This is a genomic window from Candidatus Tenderia electrophaga, from assembly GCA_001447805.1.
GTDB lineage: Bacteria > Pseudomonadota > Gammaproteobacteria > Tenderiales > Tenderiaceae > Tenderia > Tenderia electrophaga.
Window position 1 is genome coordinate 3057756 of record CP013099.1, and the last position, 17915, is coordinate 3075670.

At 61.9% G+C, this 17915-nt stretch carries 13 protein-coding genes; 1 reads left to right on the forward strand and 12 read right to left on the reverse strand.

Annotation, left to right across the window (positions count from 1 at the left end; all coding sequences use genetic code 11):
* Positions 1–27 precede the first annotated feature (27 nt).
* The 6 genes from Tel_13930 to Tel_13955 form a co-directional block, all read right to left on the reverse strand.
* Positions 28–636, reverse strand: coding sequence for a hypothetical protein (locus Tel_13930; protein ALP54144.1), 609 nt, complete (start codon positions 634–636; stop codon positions 28–30).
* Positions 633–2393, reverse strand: a complete 1761-nt coding sequence (gene argS / locus Tel_13935; GenBank protein ID ALP54145.1) for an arginyl-tRNA synthetase — start codon at positions 2391–2393, stop codon at positions 633–635. Before argS ends, Tel_13930 begins: the two co-directional genes overlap by 4 nt.
* A 72-nt stretch (positions 2394–2465) precedes the next feature.
* A complete protein-coding gene (locus tag Tel_13940) occupies positions 2466–4679 on the reverse strand; it encodes a primosomal protein N' (protein ALP54146.1) in 2214 nt (737 codons plus the stop codon).
* Between the two features lie 417 nt (positions 4680–5096).
* Positions 5097–5519, reverse strand: coding sequence for a hypothetical protein (locus Tel_13945; protein ID ALP54147.1), 423 nt, complete (start codon positions 5517–5519; stop codon positions 5097–5099).
* Between the two features lie 79 nt (positions 5520–5598).
* Positions 5599–7338: a hypothetical protein gene (locus Tel_13950; protein ID ALP54148.1), complete on the reverse strand. Its 1740-nt coding sequence runs from the start codon at positions 7336–7338 to the stop codon at positions 5599–5601.
* 83 nt (positions 7339–7421) lie between these two features.
* Complete coding sequence (locus Tel_13955) at positions 7422–8522, reverse strand: hypothetical protein (protein ALP54149.1); 1101 nt, start codon at positions 8520–8522, stop codon at positions 7422–7424.
* Positions 8523–8688: 166 nt separating this feature from the next.
* On the opposite strand from Tel_13955, the gene Tel_13960 reads away from it, so the two are divergent.
* Entirely contained in the window at positions 8689–12543 is a 3855-nt protein-coding gene (locus Tel_13960) for an FAD-linked oxidase (protein ID ALP54150.1), read from the forward strand.
* Positions 12544–12731: 188 nt separating this feature from the next.
* On the opposite strand, the gene Tel_13965 is transcribed toward Tel_13960, so the two are convergent.
* From Tel_13965 to Tel_13990, 6 genes are all read right to left on the reverse strand, one after another.
* Positions 12732–14762, reverse strand: coding sequence for a chemotaxis protein (locus tag Tel_13965; protein ID ALP54151.1), 2031 nt, complete (start codon positions 14760–14762; stop codon positions 12732–12734).
* Positions 14763–14905: 143 nt separating this feature from the next.
* Positions 14906–15886, reverse strand: coding sequence for a hypothetical protein (locus Tel_13970; GenBank protein ID ALP54152.1), 981 nt, complete (start codon positions 15884–15886; stop codon positions 14906–14908).
* Positions 15887–15890: 4 nt separating this feature from the next.
* Positions 15891–16388, reverse strand: coding sequence for a hypothetical protein (locus Tel_13975; GenBank protein ALP54153.1), 498 nt, complete (start codon positions 16386–16388; stop codon positions 15891–15893).
* Positions 16389–16390: 2 nt separating this feature from the next.
* The gene (locus Tel_13980; protein ALP54154.1) at positions 16391–16906 is read right to left on the reverse strand and encodes a hypothetical protein; all 516 of its coding nucleotides are present in this window, start codon (positions 16904–16906) and stop codon (positions 16391–16393) included.
* A gap of 4 nt (positions 16907–16910) precedes the next feature.
* The gene (locus tag Tel_13985) at positions 16911–17555 is read right to left on the reverse strand and encodes a flagellar motor protein MotA (protein ID ALP54155.1); all 645 of its coding nucleotides are present in this window, start codon (positions 17553–17555) and stop codon (positions 16911–16913) included.
* A gap of 83 nt (positions 17556–17638) precedes the next feature.
* Positions 17639–17893, reverse strand: a complete 255-nt coding sequence (locus tag Tel_13990) for a hypothetical protein (protein ALP54156.1) — start codon at positions 17891–17893, stop codon at positions 17639–17641.
* Positions 17894–17915 lie beyond the last annotated feature (22 nt).

Below are 17915 nucleotides of genomic sequence, written 5' to 3' on the forward strand. Positions count from 1 at the left end.
CGTTTAGCCGGATCACGACGATTACCGTTACTTTTTGATTTGAACCAGCATGGTATTGATATTGTTAGTGTGTAGTCGATTACGCACCTTATTGAGTTCACGCTTGCTGGTAAACGGCCCCACCCGTACCCTTAGCCACCGCTCGCCCTTGCTGGAGACCGGCTCAATATCCGCTTCGATGCCCAGCAGTGCCAGTTGTGCCTTAAGGCTGTCGGCCTCACCGTAGGCGCGGAAGGAGCCGACCTGGATCATGTAGGCCACGTCGTCCTTCGCTTTCATGCGCTCCCGCTCTTCCTTGATCTCGCTTTCGGGGATGATGATCTCCAGCTCCGGCAGCAGGGTATAAAAGTCGAAACGTGATTCTTCCTCGGGCGCCTGTGTCACCGGGTTTTTGGGGGCGGACTTGATGGCATTGTCGACCGCTTTTTTGGCGCTTTGGATGGTTGCGTCATTGCCGTCGACCAGATACACAATCAGCGCCACGAACAGGCCGATGGCCAGGCCGCCCAGCATCCAGACCCAGCCGGGCGTGGGCTTGGCCTGTTTTTTGTTGGTCTTGGCAGTGCCCTTCTTCGGGGTCCGTTTGGTTTGTTTCTTGTCGCTGCTTCGGGGGACGTTTTTGTAGTCCTTGGTCACATCGCCTCCGGCGCCGAGACACCCAATAATTCCAGGCCGTTGCGGATCACCTGGCGCACCGCCAGGATCAGGCTCAGGCGCGCGTCGCGCAGCTTGGCGTCCTCCACCAGAAACTGGTGGGCGTTGTAGTAGGTGTGGAACTCATTGGCCAGGTCGCGCAGGTAGTGGGCCAATTGGTGCGGCTCGTGATTCAGTGCCGCCGTCTCCAGTACCTCGGGATAACGTGACAAGCTCACCAGCAGCGCCTGCTCATGTTGTTCGTGCAGCAGGTGCAAATTGTTCAGGCCGTGTTCCACGTCGCGCCTGAAGCCCTTTTCTGTCATCTGACGTAGCACACTGCAGACGCGTGCATGGGCGTACTGGATGTAGTAGACCGGGTTGTCGCTGGACTCGGACTTGGCCAGGTCCAGGTCGAAGTCCATGTGCTGCTCGCACTTGCGCAGTACGTAAAAGAAACGCGCCGCGTCATTGCCCACCTCGGCGCGCAGTTCGCGCAGGGTGACGAAGGAGCCGGAACGGGTCGACATCTGCACCCGCTCGCCGCCGCGATACAAGATGGCAAATTGCACCAACAGCACGTCCAGTTTCGACGCATCGTCGCCCAGGGCTTCGAGCGCCGCTTTGACGCGCGGCACATAGCCGTGGTGATCGGCGCCCCAGACGTCGATGACGCGCGCATAGCCGCGTTCCAGCTTATCCATGTGATAGGCAATGTCGGAGGCGAAGTAGGTGGTCTGGCCGTTTTCGCGCACCACCACGCGGTCCTTTTCATCGCCGAAATCGCTGGACTTGAACCACCAGGCACCGTCCCGCTCATACATGTGGCCGCTGGCCTTGAGGCGCTCGATGGCCTTCTGCAGCGCGCCGCTCTTGCTCAGGGAGTGCTCCGAATACCACTCGTCGTAGGTGACGTTGAACTCGGCCAGGTCGGCGCGGATGTCGGCCAGCACGGTGTTGAGGCCCAGCTCGAACACGGCGCGATAGTCCGCGTCGCCGAGCAGTTGTTTGGCCGTGTTCACCAGGCCGTCGATATGCGCCTCCTTGTCGCCGCCCTGCGGTGCGTCGGCGGGCACATTGTCGAAGACCCGCTCGGCGGGATGATACAGTTTGTCGCCATGGATCTTGTGCAGCGCCGCGGCGATATCGATAACGTAATCGCCTTTGTAGCCGTTGCTGGGAAAGGCGAAGCTTGCGCCGCACTTTTCCAGGTAGCGCAGCCAGACGCTGGCGGCGAGGATATCCATCTGGCGGCCGGCGTCGTTGACGTAGTATTCACGGTGCACCGTGAAGCCGACGGCATCGAGCAGGTTGGCCACCGTGGCGCCATAGGCGGCGCCGCGGCCGTGGCCCACGTGCAGCGGGCCGGTGGGATTGGCGGAGACGAATTCCACCTGCACCGGCATGTTCTCACCCACAGCGCTGCGACCGTAGTGGTCACCCTGTTCCAGCACCTGGCCCACGACGCTGTGATAGGCGTCCGGCGTGAGAAAGAAGTTGATGAAGCCGGGGCCGGCGATCTCGATCTTTTTCACCAGCTCGGACGCGTCCAGCGCGGCGACGATGGCGGTGGCGATGTCGCGCGGCTTGCGCCTGGCCGGTTTGGCCAGCATCAGCGCCGCATTGCAGGCGAAATCGCCGTGTTGGCGATCCTTGGTGCGTTCCACCATGACCTTGATATCAAGATCGGCGGGCAGGGTCGCGTCGGCCTGCAATTGCCGGATGGCGGCCAAGACCAATTGCTCGAGTCGCTGTTTCACTGAAAACTTCCTGGTTGGGGGTAAGACAGGGCGCCAATTATCCCTTGCGCGGCTTCAGTCGCGCAAGGTGCGTTAGATCAGATCCACCGGGTCCACATCCAGCGACCAGCGCACCTTGCGCGCCTCGGGCAATGCATTGAGCTGTGCTGTCCACGGCGTGAGCAGGCGGTGCAGGTCGGCGCGGCGTTCGGCCTGCAGCAGGAGTTGAAAGCGGTATTTGCCGGCACGCCGCTCCATCACCGCCGGCATGGGGCCGTAGCGTTCCACCCCGGTGCTGCCCAGTTGCTGGGCTAGCTGCTCGGCCTGCTGCAGAAAATTCTCCGGCGGCAGGGAATGGCTGGCCTCGGCGCGCAGCAGGGCCAGGTGGCTGTAGGGCGGCAGGGCGGTGAGGCGCCGTTCGTCCATCGCCGCCTCGGCATAGGCGTGATAGCCCTCGCGGCACAGCAGCTGCAGCATGGGGTTGTCCGGGTGATGGGTCTGAATCACCACTTGGCCCGGCTTTTCGGCGCGCCCGGCACGCCCGGCCACCTGGATGATGAGTTGGGCCATGCGCTCGCCGGCGCGAAAGTCCACCCCGAACAGGCCCTGGTCGCCGTCGAGCACGCCTACCAGGGTGACGTCGGGGAAGTGGTGACCCTTGGCCAGCATCTGGGTGCCGATGAGGATGCGCTGGCCGCCGCGGTTGATCTCGTCCAGCAGGGCCTCCAGGCTGCCCTTGCGCTGAGTGGAGTCGCGGTCGATGCGGCTTACGCCGATGTCGGGAAAGTGCCGGGTCAGGGCGGTTTCGATGCGCTCCGTGCCGCTGCCCAGCGGACGCAGGTCGGGGCTGCCGCAGTCGGGGCACTGCGCGACCACCGGCCGCTGGCTGCCGCAGTGATGGCAGCGCAGCTGGCGCTTGTTCAGATGCAGGGTCATATGGGTGTCGCAGCGGCGACAGTGGGCCACCCAGCCGCATTCGTGGCAGATCAGGGTGGGCGAGAAGCCGCGCCGGTTGAGGAACAGCAGCACCTGGTTGTCGCGGTCGAGATGCTGCTGCATCAGCCGCAGCAGCGGGGCCGAAAGCTGATCCTCCATGGGCTGGTGGCGCACATCCATGAGCTGGATAGTGGGCGGTTGGGCGCTGCCGGCGCGCTGCGGCAGGGTGAGGTGCCGGTATCTGCCCTGCGCCACGTTAAGCAGACTCTCCAATGACGGCGTGGCCGAGCCCAGGATGACCGGGATGTCGAGCCGCTGGGCGCGTACGATGGCCAGGTCGCGGGCCGAGTAGCGCAGCCCGGACTGCTGCTTGAAGGCGCTGTCGTGCTCCTCGTCGACAATGATGATGCCGGGGTTCAGCAGCGGGGTGAACACCGCCGAGCGGGTGCCGATGATGATGGCCGCCTCGCCGCCGCGCGCCAGCAGCCAGGCGTTGAGACGTTCGCGGTCGCCCAAGCCCGAGTGCAGCACCGCCATGGGCACGTTGAAACGGCGTTTGAAGCGCTCCACCAGCTGCGGCGTGAGGGTGATCTCGGGCACCAGCACCAGGGCCTGGCGGCCCGCCAGCAGCACCGCGGCGATGGCGTGCAGGTAGACCTCGGTCTTGCCGCTGCCGGTGACACCGTCCAGCAGCACCGGGCTGAACCTGTTCAGGCAGCGTTCGATGGCTTCCACCGCCTGGGCCTGGGCCGGGTTCAGCGCCGGCCCGGGATCGGATTCGGCGTGGCCGCATTCCAGCGCCGCGATTTGCTCCACCGCGGCCCAGCCCTTTTTCACCAGTGCCGCCATGGCGTCGGTCCAGTTGCGCGGCAGTTCGCTGAGTTGGTCGGCGGTTAAGCCATTGCGGCTGGCGGCCAGCCGTTGCAACAGGTCGGCCTGACGTTTGGCGCGCCGACCCAAGGTGGCGGTGTTCACCGCCTGACCGGCAGCGGTGATGCGCCAGCGGGCGCGATATTTGGCCGTCGCCGTTTCGCCCTGACGCAGCGCCACCGGCAGGGCGGTGGCCAGGGTCTCGCCAATGGGGTGATGGTAGTAGTCGGCCACCCAGCGCAGCAGGGCCATCAGCTCGGTCGGCAGCAGGGGCTCGTCGTCCAGCAATTCCAGCGCCGCCTTGAGTTTGTGGCGCTGGATCTGTGTCGTGTCGCTGATGTCCAGCAGCACGCCGACGGTCTGGCGGCGGCCGAAGGGCAGACGCAGGCGCGCGCCGGGTTTGAGGTTTTCCACGTTGCAGCCGACGGGCGGCAAATAATCAAAGCTGCGATACAGGGGGGAGGGGACGGCGAGGCGCAGTACAGGGGTGGATGTCGGCATGGCCAAAGCCTAGCATTTTCAGCGCCTGATTATCGCAGTGACGCAGGTCGGATTGCTTGAGAGACGCGTAGGCCTTGAGCAATGAGGGCTAAATTATTGTTTTTCTATGCGACTTGACCTTATGCACAAAAGCTGTGGATAACTTTGTGGAAGAAACCGGGGTAAGCATCGCAACTGCTTGCCACTGTTACAGATTTGTCAATCTGGCGCGACAATGACCGCCTATTATATCGATTAAAAATCAATAGCTTAGTTTTTTGCCGCGGCCGCGGTGTGGTTTTGTGTGACAGCGTCAAGTCAGGGCTTGTGCGGGCACTGTTAATGTGCATAACGTGCTGGCCGGGCGCTGCGGCGAGGGGAGATTTGTGCCCGTTCTCCCTTTGCCGCGCTTCAAATCCCCCTAAACCCGCCAGGCGTCTAGAACGGCTGTACCACCGCCAAAATCACCACAGCAATCAGAATCAGCACCGGAAACTCGTTGAACCAGCGGTAAAACACGTGGCCGCGTTGGTTGCGGTCGTGCTTGAAGTCGGCCACCAGCTTGCCGCACCAGACGTGGTAGGCGATCAGAAGCACCACCAGGGTCATCTTGGCGTGGAACCAGCCGCCGCTGTTCAGTCCCGCGCCGTAGCCGAAAATCAGCCACAGGCCGAAAATCGTGGTCAGAACCCCGCCCGGCGTCATGATGCCGTAGAACAGCTTGCGCTCCATGACCTTGAAACGCTCGTTGCTGATCGAATCATCGCTCATGGCGTGATACACGAACAGTCGCGGCAAATAGAACAGCCCGGCGAACCAGGTGACCATGAAGATGATGTGAAACGCCTTTACCCACAGCATGCGAAATTCCCTGTCGTTGGATGAGTCAGGGGGCATGTGTATCACAGCCACGGCCGCCGGCGCCAGTATTCCGCGCCGATTACTGGGTGTTGATGTAGTGGCTGCCCGAGTAGCGGTAGTGTTCTTCGATGTTTTCGCGCGTCACCACGCCGTACACCGCTTGGTCGGCGGGCGTCGACTGGTCCACCACGTAAAGGGCGTCGGCGCCGTCCCGTTCCAGCAATTCCAGCCCCTCCTGCAGCGTGGCGCGCAGGTCGATGGGGCTGATACTGCGGCGCTTGGCCGGAATTTCGTTGAGATCGATCATGTCGTATTCGCGGCTTTGCAGATGACGCGCCAGTTCGGCGCCGGGCAGGATGAAGGGGCGTTCCGTCTCGGTCACCAGCAGCCACTGGGGATGCTGACGCAGCAGCTCGTCGGCCTGCTCGCGTTCCAGCTGCGCCGGGCTGCGGGTGATATCGCGCTTCATGGCGTTGGCGATGCCGACCCGGCGCAGGAATTGGACCACCGGATCGTCGTGATACACCAGGCCGAGCGCCCGCATCTGGCTGAGGAACACCGACTCCTTGCCGAATAACTGGCTGCTGATCAGGCTGGCGCTGACCACGGCCAACATGCCCGGCAGGATGATATTGGGGTTGGCGGTCAGCTCCAACAGGGCGATCAGGGCTGCCAGCGGCGCCTGCAGGGTCGCACCCATCATGGCATAGAGGGCCGGATTGGAGACCATGTCGGGGCTCAGCAGGGCGGCGATCATGCCGCAGGCGGCACCGGCGCAGGCGCCGATCACCAGGGTCGGGCCGATCAGCCCGCCGGGCAGGCCCAGCCCCAGGCCGACCGTGGTGGCGAGGATCTTGACGGCCGTGATGAGCAATAGCAGACCGAGGCCGATTTCGCCCAGCAGGGCGGCGTTGACCGTGTCGTAGCCCAGGCTCATCACCTGCGGCACCAATACGGCGCACAGGCCCACGGCCAGCCCGGCCAGGGTGGTGCGCTGCCACAGCGGCCGTTGCTTGGCACGGCCGGAGAAGAATTGCAGGGTGTGCGTGAACCCGGCCGCCAGGCAACCGATGAACAGCCCGGTAATGAGCACATAGGGCAACTCGCCGAGGGAGCCGAGTTGCAGGGCGGGTACGGAAAAGGCGGGCTCGGGGCCGTAGACCCAATGGCTCAGGGCGGTGGCGGTGACCGCGGCCAGGATCAGGGGAATGAAACCGGCCAGGGTGTATTCCATTAGCACCACCTCCATGGCGAAGATCACCCCCGCCAGCGGCGTGTTGAAGGAGGCGGCGATGGCGGCGGCGATGCCGCAGGCCACCAGGGTGCGGGTGCTGTTATTGGGCAGGTGCAGCCATTGGCCCAGGCGACTGCCGCTGGTGGCGCCGAGGTGGATCGCCGGCCCCTCGCGTCCCACCGAGTGACCGCAGATGATCGAAATGGCGGCGCCGAGGAACTGCATCACCGCATTGCCGGTGGGCAGGTTGGCCTGGTGATAGGCCAGCCGCTCCATGGCGTGGATTACGCCGACGGTGCGGTGTTTCTTGTCCACCGCGTGAAACAGCAGGCCGATCAACAGGCCGCCGGCGAGGGGCAGACCCAGGCGCCAGGTCCAGCTCAGGGCCTCATAGTTCTCGGCGTCGGCATTGGGGAGAAAGCTGACCTGAACCGCTTCGATCAGCAGCCGGAAGGCGATGATCACCCCGCCGGCGAGCAGGCCCACCAGCACGCTGAGGAGGGCGAGATGGGTCAGTTTGTCCATCGTCGCCATGCGCATGTGAAAGCTCTGGCGGCGTTGCTGCGGCGGCTGCGGTGGTTTCATCGTGATAAAAAACTGTTCGTGGTACGGCTAACTTAACAGCTTTTAAGGGACGCTGTCGGCGCGCCCGTCGTGAGTGTGGTGCTTCAGCCCGCCTCTTGGGTCAGTTCAACAGCACTGTCCAGGCTGGGCAGGCCGCCCTTGAGCACGCTCACTTCAAGGCCGTATTGGCTGAGGATGAAGGCGGCGGCCGAGCTGCGCCGACCGGTCTGGCAGTAGCAGATATAACGCGCGTTGTCATCCAGGCTTTGGGCGCGGCGGTGGGCCTCGTTGAGCGGGATGTTGATGGCGCCCTGCAAATGGCCCTGGTTGAAATCGGCGGGGCTGCGCACGTCGACCCAGACCGCACCCTGCTCGATCTGCGCCATGGCCTGGTCGTAGTCGATCCAGTGTTGCACCGGGTCCTGCATCAGTTTGAGAAAGTTTTCCTTGTTCAGGCGCAGCAGGATGCCGTCGGTCTGCATGGAGACGGTGGCGTTGCGCGGGCTGTCGGAGATCAGCGCCGCCTCGCCGAAGCTGGAGCCCTCGCCCAGGTGGGCCATTTCGACCGAGTCCTCGGTATCTTCGTCGTCATCCACCATGCGCGTCACCAGGGCCTCGCCCTGTTCGATGACATAGAAATAATCACCCTCATCGCCCTGGCGGATCACCACTTCGCCGGCGTTCATGCGGATCGGTTCCATCTTTTCCAGCAGCAGATCGATATTGGCCGCTGGCAGTTTGCGGAAGTTGGGTGAGTGTTGCATCTTGTTTTTCAGGCCGCTGGTGTCGATGTTGATAATGTCATCGCCGCTCATAATCACTTCCTCCGTGTCGGAGGAGGCGCTCTCGGCCCAAGTCAGCATGGTGTCCACCAGATCGTTGTCGCAGCGGATATAGAGGATGGGCGTTACCGCCACGGCGCTGCTGCGGCGCGGACTGTGTTGGGTCAGGGGCTCACGGCTTTGCGGCGTGCCGCTCTTGATCAGGTAGGGCTCGGCGGCGGCGGGGCGGATTTCCACCTCGCCCTCGATCAGGTAGATCAGGTCGCTGTCCGTATCGCCCTCTTTGAATAAGGTCTTGCCGGCCAACAGGGCGTGTTCCTGGGTCTGCGCGGCGAGCTCGCTGATCTGCTCGACCAGCAGCGAATTGATGGGATTCAGACGCGCCAGCGCACTTATGGAGACCCCGGTGTTGCTGCCGTTCATATCATCCGCATCCTTATTCGTATTGCTGGCCAGTCAGGCGTGGAATTGATGGTGATTTCGGTTGTCATAGAAATACCATGGGCAGCGGGCCGTTAATCCAAGTCCTTAGCCATGTTAGAATTATCCACCTTTCTATAACTCACTATCTCTATCGGCCAATTTATTTATGATATTAGAGTCTCGCCGCCGCTTGCGCGAAATCCCCTACAATTACACATCTTTTTCCGACCGCGAAATCGTCATCCGCTATCTGGGCGAAGGGATGTGGGAGGTGCTCAACGAGCTGCGCGGCTCGCGCCGCACCGGCCGTTCGGCGCGCATGCTGTTCGAGGTGCTGGGGGATATGTGGGTCATCGATCGCAACCCTTTTATTCAGGATGATTTGATCGAAAACCCCAAGCGCTGGCAGTCGCTGACCCATGCCCTGCACCACCGTCTCGACCAGATTGTGTTGCGCGCCGAGGGCAACGCGCTGGCCCTGCAGTTGGTGGAAAGGGCGCGCCAGGCGGTGGCAAAATTCGAACACTGGCTGCCGCAACAGGCCGAGCTGCGCGCTCAGGCCTTCAAGCGCCTGAGCAAGATTACGCGCAAGGACAATATTCAGTTCGATGGTCTGGCGCGCGTCTCCCACGTCACCGATGCCACCGACTGGCGCGTGGAATATCCCTTCGTGGTCATCAATCCCGACACCGAAGAAGAGATGGCCCATATCGTCAAGGCCTGCATCGAACTGGGCCTGACCATCATCCCGCGCGGCGGCGGCACCGGCTACACCGGCGGCGCCGTGCCGCTGCACGCCGAGACGGCGGTGATCAACACCGAAAAACTGGAAGGCCTGTCCCAAGTGGAAATGCGCCAGCTCGAAGGCGTGGACGCGCCGGTGGCGACGGTGCGCGCCGAGGCCGGCGTGGTGACCAAGCGCGTCGCCGAGCGCGCCTACGCCAACGGTTATGTCTTCGCCGTCGACCCGACTTCGCAGGACGCCTCCACCATCGGCGGCAACATCGCCATGAACGCCGGCGGCAAGAAGGCGGTGCTGTGGGGCACCACCATCGATAATCTGGTCTCCTGGCGCATGGTCATGCCCGACGCCAAGTGGCTGGAGGTGGAGCGCATTCATCACAACCTGGGCAAGATCCATGACCAGGAAGAGGTCCAGTTTCGCGTCACCCGCTTTGAAGCCGACGGCAAGACCAAGGTGGGCGTGCCCGAGATGATCGTCATGCCCGGTCAGGCATTTCGTAAACTGGGTCTGGGCAAGGACGTCACCGATAAGTTTTTGGGTGGCCTGCCCGGCGTGCAGAAGGAGGGCTGCGACGGCCTGATCACCTCGGGTGTGTTCATCCTGCACCAAGAGCCCAAGTTTATTCGCACCGTGTGTCTGGAGTTTTTCGGTTCCGATCTGCGCCGCGCCGTGCCCGCCATCGTCGAGACCAAGGATTATCTGGACCAGCACGAGGGGGTCATGCTCTCCGGCCTGGAACACCTGGACGAACGTTACGTGCGCGCCGTCAAGTACAGCACCAAGGCGCCGCGCCGCGACCGCCCCAAGATGGTGTTGCTCATCGATGTGGCCGGCGATGAGGAACAGGTCGTGGCCGATGCCGCCTCGCACGTGGTGCGCCTGGCCAATGCCCGCGGCGCCGAGGGTTTTGTGGCCGTCAGTCCCGAGGCGCGTAAGCGCTTCTGGGCCGACCGTTCGCGCACGGCCGCCATCGCCGCCCACACCAATGCCTTCAAGATCAACGAGGACGTGGTGATCCCGCTGGCGCGCCTGGCCGATTACAACGAGGGCATCGAGCGCATCAACATCGAGTACTCCACCCAGAACAAGCTGCGCATGATCGCAGCGGTGAAGGAGTACCTCTCCGGTGAGGTGAGCGAACGACGCCTGCCGGGCGAATACGAGGACAGCGACGAGGCCGACCAGATCTTCGCCGCCAAGCGTCAGGCCGCGCTGGAGCATTTGACTGCGGTGGAGTCGCGCTGGCAGCAGACCCTCGACGCCTTGGATCAGGCCGCCCTGGATAATAGCCCGCTGCTCGATGATGCCGCGCGTGAGAAGGTGCAGCCCGGCGACACCCTGCTGAATCTGCTGTTGCGCCGCGACCTGCGCATCTCCTATCGTGGCGAGGTGGAGAAGCCGCTTAAGGAGATCTTCTACGGACGCGACCTGGCCGGCGTCCACGACCGGCTGGACAAGATCCACGAGGAGATCCGTTCCAGCCGCCTGTTTGCCGCCACCCACATGCATGCCGGCGACGGCAACGTGCATACCAACATCCCGGTCAACTCCAATGACTACCTCATGATGCGTCAGGCCGACGAGATCGTCGACCGGGTGATGCAGCTGGCCACGGATTTGGGCGGGGTGATCTCCGGCGAGCACGGCATCGGCCTGACCAAGATCCAGTATATGGGCAAGGACGACATTGGCCGCTTCGTCGACTACAAACACAAGGTCGATCCCGACGGCTGGTTCAACCGCGGCAAGCTGATGCCCGACTCCGGCCTGGATAACGCCTATACGCCGTCGCTCAGATTGGTGCAGCAAGAGGCGTTGATCCTGGAGGAGAGCGAGCTCGGCGCCCTCAACGAAGACATCAAGGACTGCCTGCGCTGCGGCAAGTGCAAACCCGACTGCACCACCCACGTGCCGCGCGCCAACCTGCTCTATTCGCCGCGCAACAAGATCCTGGCCACCGGCCTGATCATCGAGGCGTTTTTGTACGAAGAGCAGACCCGGCGCGGCATCTCCGTCCGCCACTTCGACGAGATGAACGATGTGGCCGACCACTGCACCGTCTGCCACAAGTGTCTCAACCCCTGTCCGGTGAACATCGACTTCGGCGATGTCACCATCCGCATGCGCACCATCCTCAAGGACCGCGCCCAGCGCCGCAGCAGTCTCAGTACCCAGGCGGCCATGGCCTTTCTCAACGTCACCGATCCCGGCACCATCAAGGCCATGCGCAAGGGCATGATCCAGCTGGGTTACGCGGGCCAGCGCATGGCCTACAAGGTCGCCAAACAGTTTCGCGGACTGGGCGAGAAGAAACGCCCGGCCGCCACCACCGGCAAGATGGCGATGAAGGAAGAGATTATCAATTTCGTCAAGAAGCCCATGCCCGCCGGCCTGCCCATGCAGACCATGCGCGCCATGTTGGGTGTGGAAGACAATAAGGTGGTCCCTATCCTGCGCGATCCGGCCAAGGTCACCGACGACAGCGACGCGCTGTTCTACTTTCCGGGTTGCGGCTCCGAGCGCCTGTTCAGTGAGATCGGTCTGGCCACCCTGGCCATGCTCTACGACAGCGGTGCCCAGACCGTGCTGCCGCCCGGCTATCTGTGTTGCGGCTATCCGCAGACCTCGGCCGGCGATCGCGCCAAGGGCAACAAGATCACCACCGACAACCGGGTGCTGTTCCACCGTGTCGCCAACACGCTCAACTACCTCGACATCAAGACGGTGATCGTCTCCTGCGGTACCTGCATGGATCAGCTGCTGAAATACGAGTTCGAGAAGATCTTCCCCGGCTGTCGGCTGCTCGACATCCACGAATACATGCTCGAGCAGGGTGTGCGGCTTGAGGGCGTTGAGGGTACGCAGTATCTTTATCACGATCCCTGTCACACGCCCATGAAGACCCATAACCCCATCAAGGTGGCCTCGACGTTGATGGGGCAGGACGTGCAGCTGTCCGACCGCTGCTGCGGCGAGGCGGGCACCTTTGCGGTTTCCCGTCCCGACATCGCCACCCAGGTGCGTTTCCGCAAACAGGAGGAACTGCACAAGGGTATAGAGTCCCTGACCGGTGAACCTAAGGCCGAGGGCGGCAATGTGAAGTTGCTGACCTCCTGCCCCGCCTGTCAGCAGGGCCTGTCACGTTACCGTGAGGACACCGGTGTGGAGGCGACCTACATTGTCACTGAGATGGCCGGCAAGCTGTTGGGTGACGGTTGGCAGAGGCGCTTTGTCGAGCGCGCCAAGCAGGGCGGTGTTGAACGGGTGTTGTTGTAGGGTGCGCACAGCGCACCAGTTTCTTTCGCGGACGGCAATGTAACGCAGAGGTTTTGTATAAATCATTCTCTGCGCCTCTGCGCCTCTGCGCCTCTGCGCCTCTGCGCCTCTGCGCCTCTGCGCTCTTTGCGTTTCTTACACCTACCTTGCTATAGCTGCATCAGGGTTATGGCTGCGCTGTGCGCAGCCTACACACTGATCTTGAACTGACTCACCAGCCCCTGTAGCTGGGCTGCCAGTTTGGCCAGCTCTTCGCTTGCCGCAGTCGTCTGCGCTGCACCGGAGGCGTTGCTCTCCGCCAGGGAATGGATATTGGTGATGTTCTTGTTCATCTCTTCGGCGGTGGCGCTTTGTTCTTCGGCGGCGCTGGCGATCATGGTGTTCATCTCATTGATGGTGCCCACCGCCTCGGTGATGGCCTTCAGCGCAGCGGCGGCCTGCTGGGCCTGCTCCACACTCTGCTGCGCGGTCTGGGTGCCTTGGGTCATGGTGCTGACCGCATTGTGGGCACCGCTTTGCAGCTTGGTGATCATCTCCTCGATCTCGGACGTGGACTGCTGGGTACGCGCTGCCAGGGTGCGCACCTCGTCGGCTACCACGGCAAAGCCGCGACCCTGTTCACCGGCGCGGGCGGCCTCGATGGCGGCGTTCAACGCCAACAGGTTGGTCTGGTCGGCGATGTCCTTGATGACGTCGAGGATGGTGCCGATGTTTTCGCTTTCCTGCGCCAGGCCTTGAATCACGCCGGCGGCGTTGCCGACCTCGCCGGCTAAGCGATCGATAGTGCTGCTGGCGCCCTGTACCACCGTGAGACCGTTTTGCGCCTCGTTGTTGGCGGCGCTGGCGGCGTTGGCCGCGTTGCCGGCGTTGTTGGCCACCTCGGTGACTGTCGCCGACATCTCGTTCATGGCGGTGGCCACTTGATCGGTTTCGCGGCTTTGCTGTTCGATGTTGCCCGCGGTTTCATTGGCCACCGCCGAGACTTCCTCGGTGGCACTGGCCAGTTGATTGGCGGAGTTGATGATGCTCTTGATCAGTTCTTCGATATGGCCGGCCATGTCATTGAAGTTGGTGGCGATCTCCTGCATCTCATCGCGGCTGTTGAGCCGGGCGCGGGCGGTCAGGTCGCCCTTGGCCATGGCCTGGGCGGCGGCGCGGATCTGGTCCGCCCCGGTGTGCACCGAAAAATAAAGGCCGGTGAAGAGATAAGCAACCACCAGCAATACCGAGACGACGATGGCGATGGCGATAATCTCCTGCCGGATGTAGGCGTCGACACGTTCGGCAAGCAGGTCGTCCATCACGGGCAGGGCCTTGTCGAACAGCTCGAAGGCATTATCGATGGCCTTGGTGCTGGCGTTGAACACCGCGCCGCTATCCACGGTGATGTTTTCCGTGTCGAGAAGCTCGCGCGTCAATAGGTTTTCGAGGGTGTCGATGGCGTGGTCGTTCTCGTCGATGAACTGCTTCAAGGCGGCGGCGACATCGGGATTGTGGTCCATGGCAGACTCGAGACCGGCATCAAGGCTGTTGTTGTTGGCGTTGATGCGATCCACCAGTACCGACAGGCGCACCGCCTCCTTTTGCCCGATTTGACCCTGGGCGGCAATACTGGAGCCGAGGGCGCGCGATTGTCCCATGGCCTCGGTCAGCAGCGGTAGCTTGCTGACCAGGGCATCGCCCAGATAATAGGTGTCCAGTTCCGGGTCGAGCGTGATCTCGGATTTGTCTGCGATATGCATCAGCAGCGCCAACAGGTCGCTGATCATTTGCGTGTGGGCGCGGATGCTGTCCGCGGCCTGCATGTGCAGCGAATTGTTCTTGATGTTATGCCACTGCGCCTGGATATCGCTGACCATTCCGGTCGTGGCCAATGCCGTGCCCAGCGCCTTGTCGGTCGCCGTCAATAATTCGAACGCGGCATCTGCATCCTCACGCTTCTGCGTGATTCTGGATTTAAAACCAACATCGCCGTTGAGATAGGCCGCGGTCATGCCGCGGTGTTGTTGGATCTGGGCGATCAGTGGGCGTACGTTCTTGATGTAGCTGAGGCCGTTACGTTCGTTCTTGAAAAGCTTGATTTCGTCATTGACGTTTGCGATGAGCAGGTAGCTGAGCGTGATCAGCGGGATCATGATCAAGACGAAGATTACGGTGAACTTCACCGGATAGCGGAAGCGATCCATCAAGGCGGTAGCGGGGTTGAATAGTTTTTTCATTGTGAGGTCTCGTCCGTCTTATGCAGGCGCTGATTCATGAGTATGGAATATGCCAACAGATATCGGCGGCCGCCGCGGCAGGCTTTAGCGACATGCCCTTTTGCTTGCTACACGTGCCTGGACAGAATTGATAGAGCGGGCGTTTAACTCGGCGGCAGGAAGTTGATGGGGAAGTCGATGCTGGTGGTTTCCACATCCTTGGCGCCGAAGTTGATGCGCTTGATGCGCAGCGCCAGTTTGCGTTCCAGGGCCTCATCGTTGAGCTCCGATTCCAACACGGTGCATTCGGACACCGAGCCGTCAGGCTGGATGACGATGCGGAACAACACCTTACCCTGCAGGAACGGATTTTTGCGCAGGGCACGTTGATAAATACTGTCGATGGCGCTGTAGTTGGCCATCATGGTCTTCTTGATCTCGTCTTCGGAGCGACCGCGAGCGTCCTGAGGCGCGCCGGTGGCTACTTCGATTTCCTCGATCTCGCTGTCGACCTGGGTGGTCTGGCGGCCGGTCAGTTCGTTGTCGCTGGCGTTGCGGCTGAACCCGGAGGTATCGATGCCGCCGCTGCCCTTGCCGGCCTTGGCGGTGAGTACCGAGCGGGCCTGGGCGCGCTCGCTGGTCCCCTCGGTCTGCAGCGGCTTGGTGGCCTGCTTGAGGTCTTCCACGGGCTTGGATTCGCGCAGGTCGGCGAGCATGTCCTTCATGGCCAGCACGCCGGTACTGGCGGCCTTCTGGCGGATTTCCTCGACGCTGCGTTTGGGCTTGGGCTCGGGTTTCGGCTCTGGCTTAGGCTCGGGTTTCGGTTCTGGTTTCGGTTCTGGTTTCGGTTCCGGCTTGGGCTCCGGTTTCGGTTCCTCGACCTTGGGCTTTTCCGGTTCTACCGGTTTGGGGGGTTCCACCTTGGGCGGCTCGACCTTTTTCTTTTCCAGTAGCATCTTGGCCAGCCGCGGCGGGATCTTCTCGGCTTCGACCCGGTCACGTTCGGGCAGGTCGATGAAGGGAAAGATGAAGCTCATGATCAGCGCCAGCACCAGACAGACGACGACGATAATACGGAAACGCCGTTCCACCTCGGGGGAGGCGGACCAGGGCAGGGCCAGGTTGTAAGGTAAAACTGCTTTCACTGAACTAACCTTGTGTCCCACCCTTCTTGGAGACTGCCAACGAGATGTTGTTGTAGTTGACGCTGTTACACGTGATCATGATTTTCTTCAGCAGGCGATAGGGGATATGCTTGTCGCCCAAAATGGTGATTTCGCGACGCGCCTCTTGCTCCGCCGGGATGCGGCTGCGGCCGGCCTGGTATTCCAGTTCTTGTTTCAAGGCCGCGATGAGGTTTTCATCGCTGGCCAGCACTTCGTCCACCGAGGCCACCTTGCGACCCTGCACCAACAGGTCCTCCTCGCTCACCATGATGAACAGGGTTTCCTTGGGGCGTTGCTCGGCGATGGATTCGGGCAGCTGGATCTCCTTGGTGTTGGGGATGTTCTGCACGTCGGAGGAGTTCACCAGCAGGAAGAACACCAGGATGGTGAAGATATCCATCAAGGACACCAGATTGATGGCGCTGCGTTTCGAGCGTCCGTGATGGCGCTGCATGCGCCGGGCCCTGCGCGACATCTTCATGGTTAAGGCTTTCCTTTCGCCGCTGGCGCGTCACCCAGGGCGATGTCGGGGAACAATTCGGCCTGGACGGTCTTGTCGTCGCGTTTCAGTTCGATCAGGCGCGTGGCGTCCATGACGTGGATCAGGCGTTCGTAAGGCACGTCCGGTTCCAGTAGCAGGGTGGCGACGGTCTCGTCGGGAAAGCGCGCCTTGAGTTCACGCAACAGCTCGCGCAAGGCCTTGAGATCATAGCCTTCCTCCTCGCTGATCAGCGGAATGCGCTTGAGCACCCGGCCGGGGCGGTCGCCCACCACCAGCGTGTCATCGCGCAGGATGATCTCGAGCTGGAACTCGGGCGGCGTTTGATCCGCGCGGGTCTCCTCCGCCGACTGCTCCGGCAGGTTCATCTCCAGGATGTTGACCTGGTTGAACACCGCTGTGATGAGCAGAAACGGCACCAGGATCACCATCAGATTCATGAAGGCGGTAATATCCAGCTCCGGCGCTTGCCGGTGGGCACGACGAAAACGCGATCTCATGGGGTCAGCCCGCGCTGCTGTCCTTGGTGATGATGTTGAGGAATTTCACCGCCGCCATTTCAAAGCTGTCCACCAGCTCGGTGGTCTTGGTGCTGAGGAAGGCGTGCATCAGCAACAGCGGGATGGCCGCCATCAGGCCAAAGGCGGTGGTATTCATGGCCACCGAAATACTGGAAGACAGCAGGTCGGCCTTTTGCGACGGATCGGCGCTGGCCACGGCGGTGAAGGCCTGGATCAGACCGATAATGGTGCCCAGCAGGCCCATCAGCGTGGCGATGTTGGCCAGGGTGGCGAGGTAATGGGTGCGCTTTTCCAGGCGCGGGATAACCTCCATCAGGCCTTCTTCCATGGCGGTCTCGATTTCGTCGCGGTGTTGGGTGCGTTCCTTGATGCGGGCCAGGCCGTAGGCCAGCATGTGAGAGATGGTGGCCTTGGACTTGGCCGCCAGTTCGCTGGCCTGATCGAAATTGCCGGCCTGGATCAGGGGCACCACGTTGTTCCACATCTTGCGGCTTTTGCTCTTAGCCGACTGCAAGTAGATAAAACGTTCGATGGCAATGGCGAGGCCCACCGCGAATAGCAGTAGGATGAAATACATGAAAACCCCGCCTTCCTGGAAGAAGCGCACGATTGTGGAAAAAGCGTCCATCATTGTCTCCTTAGAGCACTTACTTGAGATTGGATAATTGCGTTAAAAAATAGCGGGATCTATCGTAAACCCGCCAGTATAACTCATGGTTGTGGCGTACGCTGGCTTTGCAGGATCAGCTCATGATAGCGGATCTGGCGGCGAAAGATTTCCGGATCGATCGGTTCCAGCACGTCGCTGGCCAGGCTTTTGCTGGCGGGCATTTCGATCTCGCCGGGCTGGCGCCGTTTCCACGGCACGATGTAGAGCACCTTGGGCAGCTCGCTCTGGCCGTAGACGTTCATGCCCTCGGATTGCAATTGTACCTCCGCGTCCTGGGGCGCGGCAGCGCCCGGCAATAGCGCCAGGCAAAGAACGGCG

Excerpts from the sequence above, each read along its gene's own strand:
- Tel_13940 (ALP54146.1), bottom strand. The coding sequence starts at position 4,679 with ATGCCGACATCCACCCCTGTACTGCGCCTCGCCGTCCCCTCCCCCCTG.
- Tel_13945 (ALP54147.1), bottom strand. The coding sequence starts at position 5,519 with ATGCTGTGGGTAAAGGCGTTTCACATCATCTTCATGGTCACCTGGTTC.
- Tel_13950 (ALP54148.1), bottom strand. The coding sequence starts at position 7,338 with ATGAAACCACCGCAGCCGCCGCAGCAACGCCGCCAGAGCTTTCACATG.
- Tel_13955 (ALP54149.1), bottom strand. The coding sequence starts at position 8,522 with ATGAACGGCAGCAACACCGGGGTCTCCATAAGTGCGCTGGCGCGTCTG.
- Tel_13960 (ALP54150.1), top strand. The coding sequence starts at position 8,689 with ATGATATTAGAGTCTCGCCGCCGCTTGCGCGAAATCCCCTACAATTAC.
- Tel_13965 (ALP54151.1), bottom strand. The coding sequence starts at position 14,762 with ATGAAAAAACTATTCAACCCCGCTACCGCCTTGATGGATCGCTTCCGC.
- Tel_13975 (ALP54153.1), bottom strand. The coding sequence starts at position 16,388 with ATGAAGATGTCGCGCAGGGCCCGGCGCATGCAGCGCCATCACGGACGC.
- Tel_13980 (ALP54154.1), bottom strand. The coding sequence starts at position 16,906 with ATGAGATCGCGTTTTCGTCGTGCCCACCGGCAAGCGCCGGAGCTGGAT.
- Tel_13985 (ALP54155.1), bottom strand. The coding sequence starts at position 17,555 with ATGGACGCTTTTTCCACAATCGTGCGCTTCTTCCAGGAAGGCGGGGTT.